This is a genomic window from Tateyamaria sp., assembly GCF_039940735.1.
Taxonomy (GTDB): Bacteria; Pseudomonadota; Alphaproteobacteria; order Rhodobacterales; family Rhodobacteraceae; genus Tateyamaria.
The window spans coordinates 1-19192 of record NZ_JBDVGB010000024.1 but is presented as its reverse complement, the minus strand read 5'-3'; the positions used below and the strand labels follow the sequence as shown (position 1 = coordinate 19192).

The 19192-nt window shown below is 55.4% G+C and carries 12 protein-coding genes and 1 pseudogene; 7 read left to right on the top strand and 6 right to left on the bottom strand.

All coding sequences use genetic code 11. The features are described from left to right. Nucleotides 1–50: 50 nt before the first annotated feature. From ctaA to ABJF76_RS04675, 3 genes are all read left to right on the top strand, one after another. The gene (gene ctaA, locus ABJF76_RS04685) at nt 51–1199 is read left to right on the top strand and encodes a heme A synthase (protein ID WP_413821510.1); all 1149 of its coding nucleotides are present in this window, start codon (nt 51–53) and stop codon (nt 1197–1199) included. Beyond that, the gene (locus ABJF76_RS04680) at nt 1196–2671 is read left to right on the top strand and encodes a carboxypeptidase M32 (RefSeq protein WP_413821511.1); all 1476 of its coding nucleotides are present in this window, start codon (nt 1196–1198) and stop codon (nt 2669–2671) included. Before ctaA ends, ABJF76_RS04680 begins: the two co-directional genes overlap by 4 nt. A gap of 196 nt (nt 2672–2867) precedes the next feature. Continuing rightward, nucleotides 2868–3200, top strand: coding sequence for a hypothetical protein (locus ABJF76_RS04675; protein ID WP_413821512.1), 333 nt, complete (start codon nt 2868–2870; stop codon nt 3198–3200). A gap of 175 nt (nt 3201–3375) precedes the next feature. Here ABJF76_RS04675 and gyrA read toward each other — a convergent pair whose 3' ends face one another. Together gyrA and ABJF76_RS04665 are read right to left on the bottom strand one after the other, a co-directional pair. Further along, nucleotides 3376–6096, bottom strand: coding sequence for a DNA gyrase subunit A (gene gyrA / locus ABJF76_RS04670; RefSeq protein ID WP_413821605.1), 2721 nt, complete (start codon nt 6094–6096; stop codon nt 3376–3378). A 314-nt stretch (nt 6097–6410) separates the two neighbouring features. Further along, entirely contained in the window at nt 6411–7352 is a 942-nt protein-coding gene (locus ABJF76_RS04665; protein WP_413821513.1) for a radical SAM protein, read from the bottom strand. Between the two features lie 198 nt (nt 7353–7550). On the opposite strand from ABJF76_RS04665, the gene zwf reads away from it, so the two are divergent. The 4 genes from zwf to ABJF76_RS04645 all read left to right on the top strand — a co-directional run bounded on the left by zwf (nt 7551) and on the right by ABJF76_RS04645 (nt 13031). Next, entirely contained in the window at nt 7551–9002 is a 1452-nt protein-coding gene (gene zwf / locus ABJF76_RS04660; protein ID WP_413821514.1) for a glucose-6-phosphate dehydrogenase, read from the top strand. After that, a complete protein-coding gene (gene pgl / locus ABJF76_RS04655) occupies nt 8999–9667 on the top strand; it encodes a 6-phosphogluconolactonase (RefSeq protein WP_413821515.1) in 669 nt (222 codons plus the stop codon). The genes zwf and pgl overlap by 4 nt, the downstream gene beginning before the upstream one ends. Before the next feature lie 5 nt (nt 9668–9672). Then, nucleotides 9673–11250, top strand: a complete 1578-nt coding sequence (pgi, locus tag ABJF76_RS04650; protein WP_413821516.1) for a glucose-6-phosphate isomerase — start codon at nt 9673–9675, stop codon at nt 11248–11250. A gap of 161 nt (nt 11251–11411) precedes the next feature. Continuing rightward, on the top strand, nt 11412–13031 hold the full coding sequence (locus ABJF76_RS04645; protein WP_413821517.1) for a long-chain-fatty-acid--CoA ligase: 1620 nt from the start codon (nt 11412–11414) through the stop codon (nt 13029–13031). A 902-nt stretch (nt 13032–13933) separates the two neighbouring features. On the opposite strand, the gene ABJF76_RS04640 is transcribed toward ABJF76_RS04645, so the two are convergent. The 4 genes and pseudogenes from ABJF76_RS04640 to ABJF76_RS04625 form a co-directional block, all read right to left on the bottom strand. Next, on the bottom strand, nt 13934–15316 hold the full coding sequence (locus tag ABJF76_RS04640; RefSeq protein ID WP_413821518.1) for a hypothetical protein: 1383 nt from the start codon (nt 15314–15316) through the stop codon (nt 13934–13936). Beyond that, a pseudogene (locus ABJF76_RS04635) lies at nt 15313–16048 on the bottom strand (transposase); the annotation flags it as partial. The pseudogene ABJF76_RS04635 and the gene ABJF76_RS04640, both read right to left, overlap by 4 nt. A 49-nt stretch (nt 16049–16097) precedes the next feature. After that, a complete protein-coding gene (locus ABJF76_RS04630; RefSeq protein ID WP_413822521.1) occupies nt 16098–17999 on the bottom strand; it encodes a PhoX family protein in 1902 nt (633 codons plus the stop codon). A 170-nt stretch (nt 18000–18169) separates the two neighbouring features. Next, on the bottom strand, nt 18170–19192 hold a 1023-nt coding region (locus ABJF76_RS04625), incomplete at its 5' end, for a sulfatase-like hydrolase/transferase (protein WP_413822520.1).

The window sequence follows — 19192 nt, the reverse complement described above, 5'->3', positions numbered from 1 at the left end:
TGATGCGCGCAGGCCTAGGTTATGCGGTGAGATTTCAGATCGAGGCAGACATGGCAAAACCCCGCAATATTTTCGAAGAAGTCGCGACCGCTGAGAAATCCGTCGCCACGGCCGGAGTGATTGATGCTGGTCGCGGTGGTGCGCGCGGTGCGATCCGGGTTTGGCTGTGGATGTTGTTCACTTTGGTCGTTGCGATGATCGCGGTGGGTGGTTTGACGCGGTTGACGGATAGCGGGTTGTCGATCACTGAATGGCGCCCGTTTACTGGTGCGATCCCGCCGTTGAATGCGGTCGACTGGGCGTCTGAGTTTGCTAAATATCAAGCGATTGATGAATTCCGTATTCAGAACGCTTGGATGGAACTCTCTGATTTCAAAGTGATTTACTGGTGGGAATGGGGTCATCGCCAGCTGGGCCGTGTGGTTGGCCTGGTCTGGGCCGTCGGCTTTTTGTGGTTCCTTGCGCGCCGTGCGATCCCGACCGGATGGACGTTGCCCTTGCTTGGGATTGGCGTGCTTGGTGGTCTACAGGGCGCGATTGGCTGGTGGATGGTATCGAGCGGCGTGACCAGCGGGCAAGGGGTTGTGGATGTGGCGAGCTATCGTCTGGCCACGCATCTGGGGCTGGCCTTTGTGATCCTTGGGTTCATCGCGTGGTATATCTATCATATGGGGCGCACGGAACGTGACCTGATGCAGGCGCGCCGTGTGCGTGAGGGGCAGCTGTTTCATCTGTCCACTGGGTTGATGTATTTTGCGTTTGTACAGATTATTTTCGGCGCGCTGGTGGCTGGCATTGATGCCGGGCGCAGCTATACCGATTGGCCATTGATGGGGGGGCAGGTGTTTCCGGCCAGTGCCTTTGCCCTGGAACCATGGTGGCGCAACCTGTTTGAAAGCCCGGGCCTTGTGCAATTTGTGCACCGGGTGACGGGCTATGGGCTGGCGGTCTTTGCGATTTTGGTGTGGCTACGCGGGCGCAAGTCGGCGCATGTGCGCACGCGCTTTGCTTTTAACGCAGTGATTGCTGCGATGGCGTTGCAAGTTGTCGTGGGCATCCTCACCGTTCTTTACGGTGCGCCGTGGCAGATCGCCATTGTGCACCAATTGTTGGCTGTCTTGCTGTTTGCGCTGATCCTGCGCGCGCGGTTTTTGGCGGCTTATCCCCTTGCCACATCTGTTCGAGGAACACCTGCATGACTGCTTATGATGACCTGATGGCCTATGATCACGACACGCAAGCACTGGGGCAGGTGGCCGGGCGCTTGGGCTGGGATCAAGAAACGATGATGCCGCGCGGGTCGGCCCCGCAACGGGGCGAGGAAATGGCGGCATTGGAGGCTGTCTTGCATGCGCGGCGCACTGATCCGCGTGTGGGGGGCTGGTTGGCGGCGATTGATGTTGCCGCATTAGACGAGGTTGGCGCGGCCAATGTCCGCGAAATCAGCCGCAGTTTTGAACGAGCCAGCAAAGTGCCTGCCGATCTGGCGACTGCATTGGCGCGGCTGACATCCACAGCACAGGGCAAATGGGCCGAAGCGCGCGCTGCGGATGACGTTGCTGCATTCTTGCCAATTCTGGCCGAGGTGGTCGCCCTGAAACGCCAAGAGGGCGCGGCTTTGGCGGCTGGGGGCGATATCTATGATGCGATGTTGGCGGATTATGAACCCGGCACGACAGGCGCTGATTTGTCGGCCATGTTTGGTGCGTTGCGTCCGGGCCTGACCGAATTGCGCGCGGCGATCCTTGAACGCCCGATGCCTAAAGGGGTGAGCGGAACGTTTGATGAAACGGCGCAAATGGCGCTGACGGCCAAGCTGGCGCAGGCCTTTGGGTACAACACGGAACATGGGCGAATCGACAAGGCGGTGCACCCGTTTTCGTCTGGGTCCGGCCTTGATGTGCGGATCACCACACGCACCAATCCAATTGACCCATTCAACTGCTTTTATTCGACGGTGCATGAAGTCGGACATGCCTGTTACGAGCAAAACATATCACGCGATTATCTGCTGACACCGCTGGGGCGTGGCGTGTCGATGGGCGTGCACGAAAGCCAAAGCCGAATTTATGAAAACCAACTTGGGCGCAGTCGCGCGTTCACCGGCTGGCTTTATGGTCAGATGCGGGATGCGTTTGGGGATTTTGGGATAACAGGCGAAGACGCGTTTTACGGCGCCGTTAACCGGGTCTCTAACGGCTATATCCGCACCGAAGCGGACGAGGTGCAGTATAACCTGCACGTGCTGTTACGCTTTGATCTAGAACGCGCTTTGATGGCGGGTGATTTGCAGGTCGGCGACCTTGAGGCCGCGTGGAATGACCGGTTTCGTGCTGACTTTGGGTATGCCGTCGACAAGGCATCCAATGGCGTGTTGCAGGATGTGCATTGGTCCGTTGGCTTGTTCGGTTATTTCCCGACCTATTCCTTGGGCAACGTCTATGCTGGATGCTTGCACGAGGCGCTGCGAAAGGCTGTCCCGAATTTGGACAGTCAATTGGGGCAGGGTGATACGTCTGCCGCGACGGGTTGGTTGCGTGACAATGTGCAGTGCCATGGCGGGCTTTATGCACCGCGCGATGTGATTGCACGCGCCAGCGGAACGGCACCCGGACCCGAACCACTGCTCGCATATCTTGTCGACAAATTCTCGGGTATCTACGGGTTATAACGCGACCAACGTTCAGGTCTTTGCCAACCTTAGTGTTGGCAGAAGGTACCGTGCCGAAGATGGTCTATTCTTCTCGGTTTTAGGCAATAAACTGCCTAAAATTTAGATGGAATTACCCTGATTGAAAATTGAACTTGTAAATCGATTCACAGAACGGCCTTTATTACAAATAACGTACGAGTGAGTGGAGATTATTGTGAAATACCTGACCCAAGCTGCTGTTGCAGTATCATTGCTGGCGTCGCCCTTGGCCGCGCAAGAGACATCGCAGGCTGCCGTTGTTGGTAACTCTGGCGATGCAGTTTATAGCTTGCAAGTGACTGGTGCGAATGGGGCGACATATAACTGCCTGCCAAATACGCAAAATGTTAATGGCCAAGTCGTGCGCCGTTGCCAACGTGTTGGTGCGTCCGGTGGTCAGATTTTGCAGGGCTCACTTGTCGCACCAGCTGCTGGCGCAATCGCAGCTTTGGCGGTTTTGGTGCTGGTGGGAACTGGCGGCTCGAGTTCCACAACGACCACCAACTAAGCCAAACGTTTCACAGTGTTTAAATAGCCGCGGCAGTTTGTTCTGCCGCGGCTATTTTTGTGCATATACGTTTGTCTTTGGTTGCAGGTCGCCACGTCGCGATAGGCCAAAACGCCCCCAACGCGGTTCGCGTCAAAGGCGTTTTGTCGAGATCTAAGAACGCGAGCCCAAAGTGTTACTCTACTGCGGGTTCGTCCTGTCCGTCATCTGCATCCTCATCGCCTTGATCTGCGATCCATGCCACGCTGACGACTTCTTCGCCCCGGCCTGTATCAAAGACTTTGACACCCCCAGCGGATCGTGAGCGGAAGGAAATACCCTCAACTGGGACGCGGATAGATTGCCCTTTTGACGTGGCCAGCATGATCTGGTCATCCAATTCGACAGGGAAGGAGGCAACGATGTCACCGCCGCGCATCGCCTTGTCCATAGCCGTCACACCAAGGCCACCGCGTCCGCGCACCGGATAGTCGTGGCTGGAACTTAGCTTGCCCGCACCTTTGGCCGTAATGGTCAGGATGAGGTTTTCGGCAGCAGACATTTCCACATATCGTTCGTTGGTGAAATTGGGATCTGCGGTGGCCTCTTCGTCGTCGTCAGCGGCGTCGTCGGCAAGGCCGGCCATCGCGCGGCGCATCTTCAGATATGCGGTGCGTTCTTCAGAGGTGGCGTCAAAGTGGCGAATGATCGACATCGAGACGACCTTGTCAGACCCAGACAGCTTAATCCCACGCACCCCAACAGACGCGCGGCTGTTGAACACCCGTACATCGGTCGCAGGAAAGCGGATCGCGCGGCCTGAATTGGTGGTCAACATCACGTCGTCATCGTTGGACGCAATACGCGCATTGATCAGTGTCGTTTCGGCGTGATCTTCTTCGAACTTCATCGCGATCTTACCGTTGCGCATGACGTTGGTGAAATCTGACAGCTTGTTACGTCGCACAGTGCCCGCCGAGGTGGCAAAGACCACTTGCAAGTCGTCCCATTCCTTTTCATCACGGTCCACCGGCATGATGGCCGCGATAGAAACGCCCGTTGGGATCGGCAAAATATTGACAATCGCCTTGCCCTTGGACGTACGCCCACCTTGTGGCAATCGCCATGTCTTGAGCTTGTAAACCATGCCATCTGTCGTAAAGAACAGCAGCTGTGTGTGTGTGTTGGCAACAAAGAGGGTGGTAATCACGTCCTCTTCTTTGGTTTGCATGCCAGACACACCTTTACCGCCACGCTTTTGGCTGCGGAAGTCTGCCAAAGGCGTGCGTTTGATATAACCACCCGAGGTCACGGTCACGACCATGTCTTCGCGTTCGATCAGGTCTTCGTCTTCCATGTCGCCGGACCAGTCGACGATCTCGGTGCGACGTGGCACAGCAAACAATTCACGGGTCTCAGCCAGTTCAGAGGCAATGATGCCCATGATCCGTTCCCGAGAGCCAAGGATTTCAAGGTATTCTTTGATTTTGCCCGCCAACAGCTCAAGCTCGTCTGTGACTTCCTTGACCCCAATCTGGGTCAAGCGCTGCAAGCGCAGTTCAAGGATCGCCCGCGCCTGCGTTTCCGACAAGTTATAGGTGCCATCGTCATTGGCAGTATGGGTCGGGTCATCAATCAACGCGATGTAGGGCAGGATGTCGACGGCAGGCCAGCGACGGGTCATCAGCTTTTCACGCGCCTCGGCGGCATCGGTAGATTGGCGAATGGTTGCGACAATCTCGTCGATGTTGGTGACGGCGACAGCCAAACCACACAACACGTGACTGCGCTCGCGTGCTTTGCGCAATTCAAAGGCCGTGCGACGGGCAACAACCTCTTCGCGGAAATCAATGAAACACGTTAGGAAACGGCGCAACGTCAGCTGTTCAGGGCGGCCACCGTTCAGGGCCAGCATGTTGCAGCCGAAATAGACCTGCATTGGCGTAAAGCGGAACAGCTGGTTCAAAACGACTTCGGCAGTCGCGTCGCGCTTGAGTTCTACAACCACGCGCACACCGTTGCGATCAGATTCGTCTTGGACGTGGGCAATGCCTTCGATTTTTTTGTCGCGCGCAGCTTCGGCGATGCGTTCGATCATAGTGGCCTTGTTTACCTGATAAGGAATCTCATCAATAACAATGGCGTACCGATCTTTCCTAATCTCTTCAACGCGCGTCTTGGAGCGGATGATGACCGAACCACGTCCCTCAAGATAGGCTTTGCGCGCACCCGTGCGGCCCAGCATGATGCCACCTGTGGGGAAATCAGGGCCGGGAATATAGTCGATCAATTGTTCGGACGTCAGATCTGGGTCCTCGATCAGCGCAAGGCATGCATCGACCACCTCGCCCAAATTGTGAGGCGGAATATTGGTCGCCATGCCAACCGCAATACCACCAGCCCCATTGACCAACATATTTGGAAAACGCGAGGGCAGAACCGTCGGTTCACGATCCTTGCCATCATAGTTGTCTTGAAAATCAACAGTTTCCTTGTCGATATCTGCCAACATAAAGGCCGCTGGCTTGTCCATGCGCACCTCGGTATAGCGCATCGCAGCCGGGTTATCGCCGTCCATTGAGCCAAAGTTACCCTGACCATCAAGCAAGGGCAGCGACATGGAAAAATCCTGCGCCATACGCACAAGTGCGTCATAGATCGCACTGTCGCCATGGGGGTGGTATTTCCCCATCACGTCGCCGACGGGACGCGCAGATTTGCGATAGGATTTTTCGTGGGTATTGCCCGTTTCCGACATCGCATAAAGAATGCGGCGGTGTACAGGTTTCAGCCCGTCACGAAGATCGGGGATGGCACGGCTGACGATAACCGACATGGCATAATCCAGATAGGATGTACGCATCTCATGTTCGATCGAAACCGAAGGCCCAACGTATTCGGGGCGTTCGGGTTTCATTTCATCATCATTTTCAGGGGGTTGTGGCGTGTCGTTCACGTAATTCTGCCCGTCTTTTGCGTCACTCTATATGTTGCGTTTCAGTCTATCAGAAAGCACATATAAGGTGCAACGTCTCAAACTGCGCACAGCCAGCAGTCACGGGACTTGAACGCCACCGTGCTGTTTTCATTAACTATTAATCTCTCACCTACAACGAATGCCCGTAAATAAGCGACTGACCTCATTCTTTGGGTCAAAAATACCTTGGGGAGTCCGCAGGACGGGGGCAAAGCCCCCCTAAAACATGCCGCCGCCGTAAGGCGTCCGCCGGGTCACGCCGAACAGGACGCGCCACCAAGCACGCAGAACTTTGCGCAATGTGGATGGTTCAGTGATACGTCTTTTTCAGCCTCTGCCAAAGTCGTGCCCAACTCGAATTCAGGATCATAAGGCAGCAACGTACACGCCAAAACCGCCGGTTTGTCCGCGCCTTTGCGTTTCACCACCATCCGCGAAGAAGAACACATCACCGCAGCCGGATCCTTGTTCAGGATTTCCCAGCAATCTGTTGTGATTTCAGGGACTTCAATGCTGTCGTCCATCTCAGGAAACAACACGGTCATGCCAGGGTCGAGCGCATCGATATCCCACCCATTTGCAGAAAACAGCGCGCCATAGCCTGTACGCGCCTCGTCTTCGCTTTCAGCCATTTCGATACGCCCGGCCACAGCCATACGTGCGCCGACCGAATGCAACCACGCCATACCGCGCAGGGTTTTTTCGAACGCACCCTTGCCGCGCTCTGTGTCGTGTACTGACGCCGCGTGGTGATCTAGGCTGATCCGGAAGGTAATCTTAGCGCCATAGCGCGCCACCAAATCGGCGATGCCTTCTTTGGTGTTTGGGCGCATCATTGGCGCCATCGCATTGGTCAACACCAACACATCATAACCACGCACAAGGCTGCGTTCGAGCATCTCAAGGCAGGCAGGGTTCATAAAGGGCTCGCCGCCCGTAAACGCAATCTCGCGCACATTCCATTTGCGTACATCAAGCTGATCTAAGTAATCGCTGACCTCATCGGCCGTCAGATAGACAAGTGCATCATTTTTAGGCGAACTTTTGATGTAGCAATTGGCGCATGTGATATTGCAAAGCGTGCCTGTATTGAACCACAGCGTCTCGGGATTGCTCAGTGCGACGCGGGCACGTGCCTCACCTTTGGCTGTCACATCGGGGTCTTGAAATTTACCTAAGTTGACGAGGTCTTTCATAAAATCCGATCCATTTGTGTGGCGTCTTGCATTCAGTATTAGGACATACGTTCTGACATAGCGCCGCGAAAGGCAAACCATGACGGGGTGACGGCTTTGTGATATCCATTCAAGTACAATGCGTGCAAGCCCCGTTTCGCCGTTGAGTACCCGGATGAATCAGGTATGTTTGCGCAAACATTTTTAGGAGCACATGTTATGGTGTCGCGCGTCATTCCGGTCGATCCCTTCGATCTGGTGATTTTCGGGGGGACGGGTGATTTGGCCCGTCGCAAAATTTTGCCGGGCTTGTTTCGCAGGTTTTGTGCAGGGCAAATGCCGCCAGAGGCTTGTGTCGTCGGTGCCGCACGCGCCGATATGGACACGGACGGGTATCGCGCCTTTGTGGGCGAGGCGATTGCCGAGTTTGGCGGCGATATCGCTGATGACACCGAAAACCTGGACGCCTTTTTGCAGCGCATGAGCTACGTCTCTATCGATGCACGTGGTGAAAAGGGCTGGAGCGAACTTGCGGGGCTGATGCGCGAGGGCATGGTGCGCGCATTCTATTTCTCGGTCGCTCCGGGTCTGTTTGGCGATCTTGCCGAACGTTTGAACCAACACGGTTTGACGGACGCAGACAGCCGCATCGTGGTTGAAAAACCCTTTGGGCGCGACTTGACCACTGCCAAGGAACTGAACCGCGATCTTGCGGCTTATTTCGACGAAGGCCAGATTTACCGCATTGACCATTATTTGGGCAAAGAGACGGTGCAAAACCTGATGGCTGTGCGTTTTGGCAACATGCTGTTCGAACCGCTTTGGAACAGCCAATACGTCGACCACATCCAAATCACAGTTGCCGAAACCGTCGGCGTTGGGGGCAGGGGTGAATATTACGACAAATCCGGCGCGATGCGGGACATGGTGCAAAACCACCTGATGCAACTGCTGTGCTTGATTGCGATGGAACCCCCCAGCAAGTTTGATCCAGATGCGGTGCGCGATGAAAAGCTGAAAGTTATCCGCGCGTTGGATGCGGTTGAACCGCACCACATCGTGCGCGGCCAATACGATGCGGGTGAAGAAGGTCCGAGTTTCCGCGAAGAAGTGAACGACCCACGTTCGCGCACCGAAAGCTACATCGCCATGAAAATTGGCGTCAGCAACTGGCGTTGGGCTGGTACACCGTTTTACTTGCGCACTGGTAAGCGCCTCAAAGCGCGCTGTTCGGAAATCCACGTGGTGTTCAAAGAACTCAACCACTCGATCTTTGGCGAACAAGAAGACCACCGCAATGTTCTGTCGATCCGCCTGCAACCCAACGAAGGCATGACGTTAGGTGTCACCATCAAAGAACCGGGACCGGGCGGTATGCGCTTGGTCGATGTGCCGCTTGATATGTCCTTTGCTGACGCGTTGGGCGCGGATGGCGCGGATCAGACGGATGCCTATGAGCGCCTGATCATGGATGTGATCCGAGGCAACCAAACTCTGTTTATGCGCGGCGACGAAGTCGAGGCGGCTTGGGCGTGGACAGACCCGATCATCAATGGCTGGCACACGCGCGGCGATGTGCCAAAAACCTATGACAGCGGCAGCGAAGGCCCGGTGGATGCCGTGCAGTTGCTGGCGCGTGATACCCGTGTTTGGCGAAAGGTGTCCTCATGAAAATTCTCGATTATGCTGACCGTGAAATGCTGGCTATGGGGCTGGCGGATGTGCTGGCCAGCGCGTTGAAAAACGCGTTGCTGACCCATGATGCCGTATCTTTTGTGGTGCCCGGCGGCACAACACCGGGTCCGATATTTGACAGCCTTTGCGCCGCCGATCTGGACTGGGCGCGCGTGCACGTGATGCTGAGCGATGAACGTTGGGTGCCAAGCGATCACGAGCGTTCGAACGCCAAATTGCTGCGTGAACGTCTGTTTGTGAACCGGGCTGCTGCGGCGCAGTTTGTTCCGTTTCATATGGACGGCCAAACCCCTGACACAGCGGCCCCGATGTTGTCCGAACAGCTTGCCGACAAAATGCCGATCTCGCTGCTTTTGTTGGGCATGGGCGCTGATATGCACACCGCATCGTTGTTTCCGGGCGCAGTTGGGTTGGCTGCAATGCTTGCGGATAACGCACCGCTGGTGGTGCCTGTTTCTGTTGAGGGCCAAGAACCGCGTATTTCCTTTTCTGGTCCCGCCCTTGGCGGCGCGATGGCCAAGCATCTTGTGATTTACGGCGATGAAAAACGCCAAGCGCTTGAAAATGCGCGCAATCTTGATGCAGAACAGGCCCCGATCCGGGCCGTATTGGATGGTTTGACCGTCCACTGGGCGGAGTGAAAACCATGTGGGATGTCCTAAAGACCCAAGCCGCGCGCGTCGCGGAGCGAAAGATTATTGACGTATTCGATGATGCCCGCGCTGATGATTTTGCCGTGCAGACGCAGCACATGCGCTTTGATTACGCCAAGACAAACATTGATGCGGCCACCCGTGCGATGTTGTTGAAACTGGCCGAAGCCAAAGGCGTCGCGGCGCGTCGTGATGCGATGTTCTCGGGTGAGCAGATCAACGAAACTGAAGGACGCGCAGTGTTGCACACGGCTTTGCGCAACCTTGATGGTGATGCCGTAATGGTCGATGGCCAAGACGTCATGCCGGAGGTTCTTGCGACGCTTGATCGCATGGCCGCTTATGCCGACGAAGTCCGCGCCAGTGCTATCACTGATGTGGTCAATATTGGCATTGGGGGGTCTGACCTTGGGCCCGCTATGGCGGTGCAAGCGTTGTCGCCGTACCGCGACGGGCCGCGCTGTCACTTTGTGTCTAACGTTGACGGCGCGCACATTGCCGACGTGTTGCGTGAGTTGGACGCAAAAACCACGCTGGTCGTTGTTGCCTCAAAAACCTTTACGACCATTGAAACCATGACCAATGCGCGCACTGCGCGGGCATGGATGAAGGAAAACGGTGGCGATCCAAGCGCACAATTCTGCGCACTGTCTACGTCCGAGGAAAAAACCGCAGCCTTTGATATTCCTGCAAGCCGCGTCTTTGGGTTCGAAGATTGGGTCGGTGGGCGCTATTCCATGTGGGGGCCTATTGGGCTGTCCATCATGTTGGCAATCGGCCCTGATGGCTTTCGCGCGTTCCTACGCGGCGGCCAAGACATGGATCGCCATTTCTGCGCCGCTGAGGGCCGCGAGAATATGCCCTTGATGCTGGCGCTTGTGGGTATTTGGCATCGCCAAATCCTTGGCCATGCGTCCCGCGCTGTGCTGCCTTATGATCAGCGGCTTGGCCAACTGCCGGCCTATCTGCAACAGCTTGAAATGGAATCGAACGGCAAATCCGTCGACATGGGCGGCAAACCTTTGCCCGTCGATAGTGGCCCTGTTGTGTGGGGCGCACCCGGCACCAACGGGCAGCATGCGTTTTATCAGTTGATCCACCAAGGTACGTCGGTGATCCCGTGCGAATTCATGGTCGCCTGCGAAGGCCACGAGGATGATCTGAAACACCACCACGACTTGCTGGTTGCCAACTGCTTTGCCCAATCCGAAGCGCTGCTGAAGGGCCGCGATCTGGACGAGGCGCGCAGCAAAGTGGCGGGCAAATTCGAAGGTGACGAATTGGAACGCCAAGCCGCACATCGCGTCTTTGCTGGCAATCGCCCTTCGACCACGCTGATTTACCCCAAGCTTGATCCATTTACCTTGGGCCAGATCATCGCGCTTTATGAACACCGCGTGTTTGTCGAAGGCGTGATCCTTGGCATCAACTCCTATGACCAATGGGGCGTTGAACTCGGCAAGGAACTGGCCACAGCGCTGCAACCGGTTATCGAAGGCAGTGCGTCAGCGGATGGCAAAGATGGCTCGACCCAAGCCCTTGTGGATTACCTGCACAAACATCGCGGCTAAAACGTCAATCACAAACATAAAGAAAGGGAGGTCCTCGCGGCCTCCCTTTTTCTGTTTGGCGATGTTCTAACTTGCGCAACATACATCACATCGGCAGGGTTGAACCAAAGGCAACGGCACGGGCAAACCGCCTTTCGAAGCCACGTTTTGGGAGGAACGCTATGTTAGGCCAAATGATGAATTTTCCGCTGACGATCGGCTCGCTTGTCGATCATGCGGCACGCTTTCACGCCGATACCGAAATCACGTCCGTGGAAACCAAAGGCGGGATCGAGACCACCACATGGGGGCAGGTGGGGGAAAACGCGCACCGCCTTGGCGACGCGCTTGCGAAGCTTGGTTTTGATCCCCAAACGCGCTGTGCGACCATCGCATGGAACAATCGCCGCCATTTGGAAATCTATTTTGGCGTCTCTGGCGCGGGCTTTGTCTGCCACACGATTAATCCACGACTGTTTCCCGAACAACTGATCTATATCATCACCCACGCAGATGACCGGGTGTTGTTCATCGACCGCACATTTGTGCCCTTGGTCAAAGCGATCCGCGACCAAATTCCTTGTGTCGAACATATCGTGCTGATGGAAGGGCGCGATGACGCGCTGCTGGCGGAACTGCCTGATCTTGAATTCTATGACGAGCTGATCGCGACGGGCATGCCTGACACCCCGTGGCCCGAATTCGACGAGCTGACGGCATCATCTCTGTGCTATACCTCTGGCACGACGGGCAACCCCAAGGGCGTGCTGTATACCCATCGCTCGACCGTGCTGCATGCGTTCACCTCGAATACCCGCGATTGCATCGGGTTTTGTGCGCGCGATGTCGTGCTGCCTGTGGTGCCTATGTTCCATGTAAATGCATGGGGTACGCCCTATGCCTGTGCGCAGGCAGGCGCGCGCATGGTGCTGCCTGGACCTGGCCTTGATGGGCCGTCGCTGGTGAAACTGATCGACAACCACAAGATCAACATCGCACTTGGCGTGCCGACAATTTGGCTGGGTCTGTTGAACGAAGCCAAAGCGTCAGGATCAAAACTGACCAGCCTAGAGCGCACAGTTGTGGGCGGTTCGGCGTGCCCGCCATCGATGATTGCCGCGTTCCGCGATCAATACGAGGTCGAGGTGATCCATGCGTGGGGCATGACCGAGATGTCACCCCTTGGGTCCAGCAATCAACCGCTGGCAAAACACGATGACTTGCCGATCGAAGAACAGCACAAGCTGCGCGAAAATCAGGGGCGCCCGCCTTGGGGGGTGGATTTGAAGATTGTCGATGAGAATGGCGCCGAACTGCCGCGTGACGGCGTGGCGCAAGGCGGATTGTTGGTGCGTGGGCACTGGATACTGGATGCCTATTTCCGGGCCAGCACCGAAGACACCCTGACAGACGGCTGGTTCGACACGGGCGATGTCGCAACATTGGATTCAAACGGATACCTGTCGATCAAGGACCGATCCAAAGACATCATCAAGTCGGGGGGCGAGTGGATTTCATCGGTTGATTTGGAAAACATTGCCATCGCGCATCCCGCTTTGGCGGATGCTGCGGTCATTGGCGCGCGGCATGAAAAATGGGACGAACGGCCTGTGTTGATCGCCGTGGCGGTTGATGGCGAGGCTCCTACAGAATCTGACGTGCTGAGTATCTTTGAGGGCAAAATTGCCAAATGGCAGGTGCCAGATTGTGTGGTGTTCACGGACGTATTGCCAAGGAACGCGACAGGCAAAGTGCTAAAACGCAATTTGCGCGATACGTTTGGCGATGTGTTGATGGGGTGAACAATGACAATAGGAAATCTATTTGCGCGCTAATATCGGTTGTCATTGCATTTACGCGTTAAAGGAACCACTGCGGGTGCATAGTTGGTTGGCGTGCGGCCAGTTGCCCGTGCCTCAATCGGGCACGGACTTAAATGAACCCCTAAGGATTTAACGATAACTCAATCCGATGAAATGACCATATAAGCCCACTACACCTGCCAGACCTATGCGGCGTAAAAGGCAGGGGGCGACGGGCAGCTGGCTTTGAAAATCGACATGCAGTTCCAATCAAAACAGTCGCACAAGCGTGTGAACGCGCTGAACGCGAAGCGTGTACAGAGAGGTGCATGAGGACGGATGCCTGTGAGTTCATTGAAAATTTGTCCTCTGACGACATTGGTGTGACGACCTTCCTTACCCGGCTTGGTGAGGTTTCGGAATTTGATGAGCTTTAGGGTCAGGACCAATTAAACCTGTACAGTCAGTTTGCCAGATATTGTCTTTGGCAAGGAGCGTCTGCGCAAGAATAGTAGTTCTGTTTCAAGCAGATGTGACGCAGGCAGAGGGGAAATCCGGCCAACCCAAAGGGCGACAATTCCACTTAGGAAATGTCGCCCTATATTGAAACGGCATTTGCTATTTTGCCTTCTAAAGGTTTTCACTGCAAAATACTTGCCGTTGACGATTGCGGCGGTTTTTTGCAGAACCAACAATCTTGCAAATATTCGGGAACTTTAACTTGATGAAGTCATGAAATTGCAGCTGATAGTTTGAGTGGCACTCATGAGGTTCATTGTGGATAGTGCAGTATAGAGGCAAATATGGCCGCTACCTGGTTCGTGTCTACCTGCCAGACGGCGCTTGCATAAAAACAAAAACCCCCCCCGAAGCGGGGCTCTAAGCTCTGATTTGGGGTGTTCTCAGGATTTTTTGGCCCGATGCGATGACGCCTTGCGTTGCCGCTTTGAGAGCCTCGGCATCGTTTCCATTCTACTGGCGGCAAAGAGATTCGTCATGACGTCTAGGGCCATGTCTCTCACCTTGATAGGTTTCAGCGGCTCTTGAGCTTCTTTGGGTTTGAAGAGTTCCTTCTGATTGGGGAAGAAGGTTTGGTGGAACCAATCCAGGTCTTTGCCATGATGTGCTCGAACTGTTTCCCGCTGCCCCTTTGTGAGCGCGAGTTTCGGTGCATTTGCTGAGCGCCGCGACACGGCATTGATGAGATTGTGGCGCAGTGGATTTCGGGTTCCGTCCGGCAAAAGCTGTGGAATGGTGCGGTTCAGCGCGCGCAGGCACTCTGCCCCCGAAGCGGTCAGGGATGCGTTGACCGTGGGCGGGCGCTCTAGGCCCGTTTCATCAAAACCGCATACGCTGGCGAAGTCCGAGATAAGGTCGCCGCCCTCCAGCCAATTGCGATCCAGAAGCCTAACGCTCAGTCTCTCCGCGCCAACCACGTTTACCCATCTTTCCATGGACCGATATGTACTTTCACCTTGCATGCGCCTCTTAAAAAACTGCCCAAACGTGCTCGTGTTGCCAGTCTTGATTTGTTCGGAGTACTGGCTGACAATGAGGTCCTCAGGGGCGCGGAAATATGCGACGTACTGAACTTCCGAAAAAACCTCTTGAAACATGGCGTCAAACTCCCTTACCAGTTCCTCGGAGGCCAACCAGGCGGCTGCGTGTTCGGACGAAAAGAGCGCAACGTGATCTGGCCACTTCGCAGGAAAATCCTTGAGGCGCTCGACATAGGGCAGGGACTGGCGCTTCTGCTCTTCGAAGGTCCTGCATTTGTAACGCAGCTGGCTGTCTTTCCTCGGAAGCTGTTTTCCCATCCGCGTCAGGGCACCCATGGGATATTCAAGCTGGCTGCCACGGTTCTGGAAATTCTGCTTGTAGACGATGCCCTGTTTGGCCAGAGCAACCGCGTTGTTGATCAAGAAAAGCTGGATTGACGACGATCCGACCTTTGGACATCCGATGTGGACTATAGCTTTCATTTCGCCTGACACCCCTGGTTGTTTGTACTCACTCACAATCATAGCAGCGAAGATTCTGCAACGTGCCACAGAACCGGTCAGACACTTAATCTGATATTTCCCAAGTAACTTGGTGTTTTCGTGAGTTTGACGATTTTGACCGATGTTTTCAGGCACGTCGCCTGTATTGCTTCCCAGAAGGACGGTTCTGAGGATGAATTGTATGGTGCGGCGACGAGTCCCCATGCTTTTGGGCCATTTGGGTTGGCCGAAGACGCAACTATCGAACCGCTTTTGTTCGAATTTCTTCGATGGGGCCGTCATGCCGACTTCGTCGGAGGCTTGAGATTGCGGATGGCGGCGAGGATTTGACCGAAAACGTTGCGTGGCAAAACCACCTCAGTCAATTAGAACGTGATCTTGTGGGCATGACGCACAACACGCCCCCGTAAATTTAATAAGACGGTTCTGTATGCTCGTGAGCGATCAATCGGCCACTTCTTCGGGCAACTCGGCAGGTTGCAGGAAGCTGTCAAGATTGTAGGCCTGAGCGTGAAGCTGAAGTTGGAGCTTGACTTCATTGTCGCGGAACCGCTCGCAGGACAGCCGTGTCCATTTGATCGTGTATTTGCCTTCCTTGATGTGCTGCACAGCAGTGCCACGCTGATTGTAAAAGCGCATGATCCAGTTTTGCTCCATCGGCAGGTTGGTGACGACAAACCCGACACGAGGGAACCGATCACCAGGGTGTCATTCCACCTTGGCAATGACGCGGCGTGCTTTGCTCCATGGCGCCGCTCTGTACACAAAGTCTTGGTAAAAGCGGCGAATGTAGTCGGGTGGGCGGCCTACGGGGCGCTTCAGCGGATGAGCTACGGCGTCCTGTAGCACGGCATTCCCCTTCAAGCGGATGGCGTAAAAGTAGCTCTCCGCTTCCAGCACCTCATACAGCTCCGCGATGGCAAAGGCCGCGTCAGCGCGAAACAAGAGCATCAGGTCGCGGGTCTTGTAGCGAGCGACGACGGAAGCCAGAACCTCTTGCCAGCCAAACGAGGAAGGGTGCGAGGATACCGCGCACCCTTTGGCTTGTCATTTGGCGAAGGTATTAGCCAACCAAAGCGCCATCAACCCGCTTGACGATCACAATGCTTGAACGCGGCAGCGCACCTTCACCATCCGGGAAGGGCGCATCTGGGTGCTGGATGCCGACAAACATCGTGCGGCGATCCGCGGACCACGTTAGCCCAGTGACCTCCGACCCGTTTGGACCCGTCAGAAAACGGCGGATTTCGCCCGTCACCGGATCACCTGCCAGCATCTGATTGTTGCCCATGCCGGCAAAGTCGCCTTCGTTGCTGTCGTTTCCGTCGGTTTGGATCCACATAATGCCTGTCGTGTCGAACTGCATCCCATCGGGAGAGTTGAACATGTTGCCGGCGTTGATGTTGGATGAACCTTGATACGCACCTTCTTGGGTGTTTGGGTTGCCAGCCATCACGTAAAGATCCCATTCAAATGTGCTGGACGCGTGGTCGTCATCTGAGGGCCGCCAGCGTACGATTTGACCAAAGTTGTTGGCCTCGCGCGGGTTGGGACCGTTGGGGGCAGTGTCGTCTCCGCCTGCGTTGGGTTTGATGCCGCGATTGCGATTGTTGGTCAGGCAGCAATAGCCTTCGACGGCAGTGGGGTTCACGGCAATCCATTCGGGGCGGTCCATCGTTGTGGCCCCGACTTTTGAGGCCGCAATTCGGGTAAATATCGCGATTTCAGCTGGTGACATGCCCGTTGCGGCGGGCGTCAAGGCAATCCATTCGCCGGACATATCTGCATTGAACTTGGCCACATAAAGCTGCCCATCGCTCAGCAGGGTCGACGTGTCACCACCGGGGACATATTTGTCGGAACTGAGCCATTTATACATGAATTCGCCACGTTCATCATCGCCCATGTAGACAGTGACGCGCCCATCAGGAGCGAGCGCGTATGCGGCGTTTTCATGTTTGAAACGTCCCAATGCAGTGTGTTTGATAGGGGTGCTGTCTGGGTTGGTCGGGTCAATTTCTACAATATACCCAGCGCGATGCGGTTCATTTGGGTTTTGGGTGATGTCAAAACGTGCATCAAATCCATGATAGTTATAGCGACCCGGATCAACCTTGGTCGGCACGCCATAGCGCGCATAGCCAGCAGCGGTCACATCATCCAAAATCGGTTCATGTGTCGCACCGAAATAGCCGTTAAAGTTTTCTTCGCAGGTCAGATATGTGCCCCACGGAGTACGCCCGGCGCCGCAATTATTGAATGTGCCAAAGCTTGAATCACCGCTTGGGTCTGCGTCGGTTTTTAAAAGATCATGCCCGGCAGCAGGGCCGTCGAACGTCATTTCAGTGTTGTGGTGAATGCGGCGGTTAAAGGGGCTATCGATCACGACCTCCCAACCGGTTTCGGCTTCGCGCACTTCCATGACCGACACGCCTTGAAAATTCTGCAACCGCAGCACATCGCTTGCGTCGGTGGGCATACCGTTCTGGGTGTGGGCAAGGTTTTCTTTGGAATTCACAAACTCGCTGTTTACGGCCAGCAGTTGGTGATTGCCGACGCTGAACAGCTCCATCCCATCTGTGTTTTCGCCAAACACCCGGTCGGAGCCTTGCGTGGGCACGCCCATCTGAGCATCAAAAACAGGCGCGTCGGAAAACAGCGGATCGCCCCAGCGCACCAAAACATCCCACGTATATCCCTTGGGCACATGTACGGTGCCGTCAGTTTGGATTGGCAGTTGTTCAAACGCGAAACGGTCAGTTTGTCCGGCGATGGCGCTTGTGCCTTTCAGCATCGATGTGCCCATGACGGCTGCACCCGAACCAAAGGTCAGAACGCCGCTGACAAAGCCGCGACGCGAAATGGCGGTTTCAACCACATCGTCAAAACCCTGCACATTTGCACGAGGAAAGTTCAGTTCATCCCAGTCGTCGGGGGACATTTGATGTTGTTCGATATCGGTCATGGGTGGCTCCAGTCCTGTCGCAATTGGGCAGCGCATCAGCGCCGCCGATTGTGGCAAAGCGTAATCGTCTTGTTTAAAGGTTGTGTGACAGACTGCGTCCAGATCCAGAGTTTTTATTCAACCTATGCGATTTCGGCGCAGACATGCCGATACCAGAACGGTTGGGGCGTTCAATCCTTGAGGTGGTTTTGACGCACAGGGCCGCGATATTTCTCTGTCAGGCGGGCATCCACTTCGCTTCCATCCTTAAGGAAAGGCAAAACACCTTTGCCCGTCGACGCGCCGCGCATCGCCACGATATCCGTTTCGGATTTGGTGACGCGCTGTGACATGCGCAGTCCCCAATTATGTAGATATCCGCGCAGCCGCACAATTACGGCAGCGTGTGTATCGACTTTAGCTAAGTCTTCTAACTCGTTGGGATCATTTTGTAAGTCAAACAGCATAGGCCGCAGGTCAGGGGCGGCGCAGTGCATCAATTTATATCGCCCGTCAAACACCATGAACAAGCGGCAATCGCGTGGTTCAAGCCCCAGTTTGACCGCAATGGGTTGCGCACTGAAATCGTATTCCGAGATGACATAGTCCCGCCATTCCGGCGTTTCCCCGCGCAGCCATGGCATCAGACTGCGCCCTTCGATGATGTGGTCGGGCACGGCGCCGCCTGCGGCCTCCACAAAGGTGGCAGCCAGATCAATGGATTCGACCATCGCCTCGCACACTGTGCCGCGTGTCGCGTCCGCCTCAGGGCGGGGATCGTAGACGATCATCGGTACCCGCACAGAGGCATCGTGAAACAGGTTCTTTTCGCCCAAATGGTGATCGCCCAAATAATCCCCGTGATCCGAGGTCAGCACGATCATGGTGTCCCGCATTTGTCCTGTTTCTTCGAGGTGATCTAGCAAGCGGCCCAATTGGTCATCGCATTGTTTTATCAGGCCCATATAGGCCGGTATCACTTTGGCGCGCACGTCCTCGTCCTGAAAGGCACGCCCGATGGGGCCGTTCATAAAGGTGTCAAAAACCGGATGTGCGTCGACCCGTTCGCCGTCTGAACGGTTTGCGGGCGGCACGTCATTGGGGCCGTACATCGACGCATAGGGTTCAGGCACGATATAGGGCCAATGGGGTTTTATATAACTCAGATGCGCGCACCACGGTCCTTCGGTCGCGTCGATAAAACGGATCGCTTC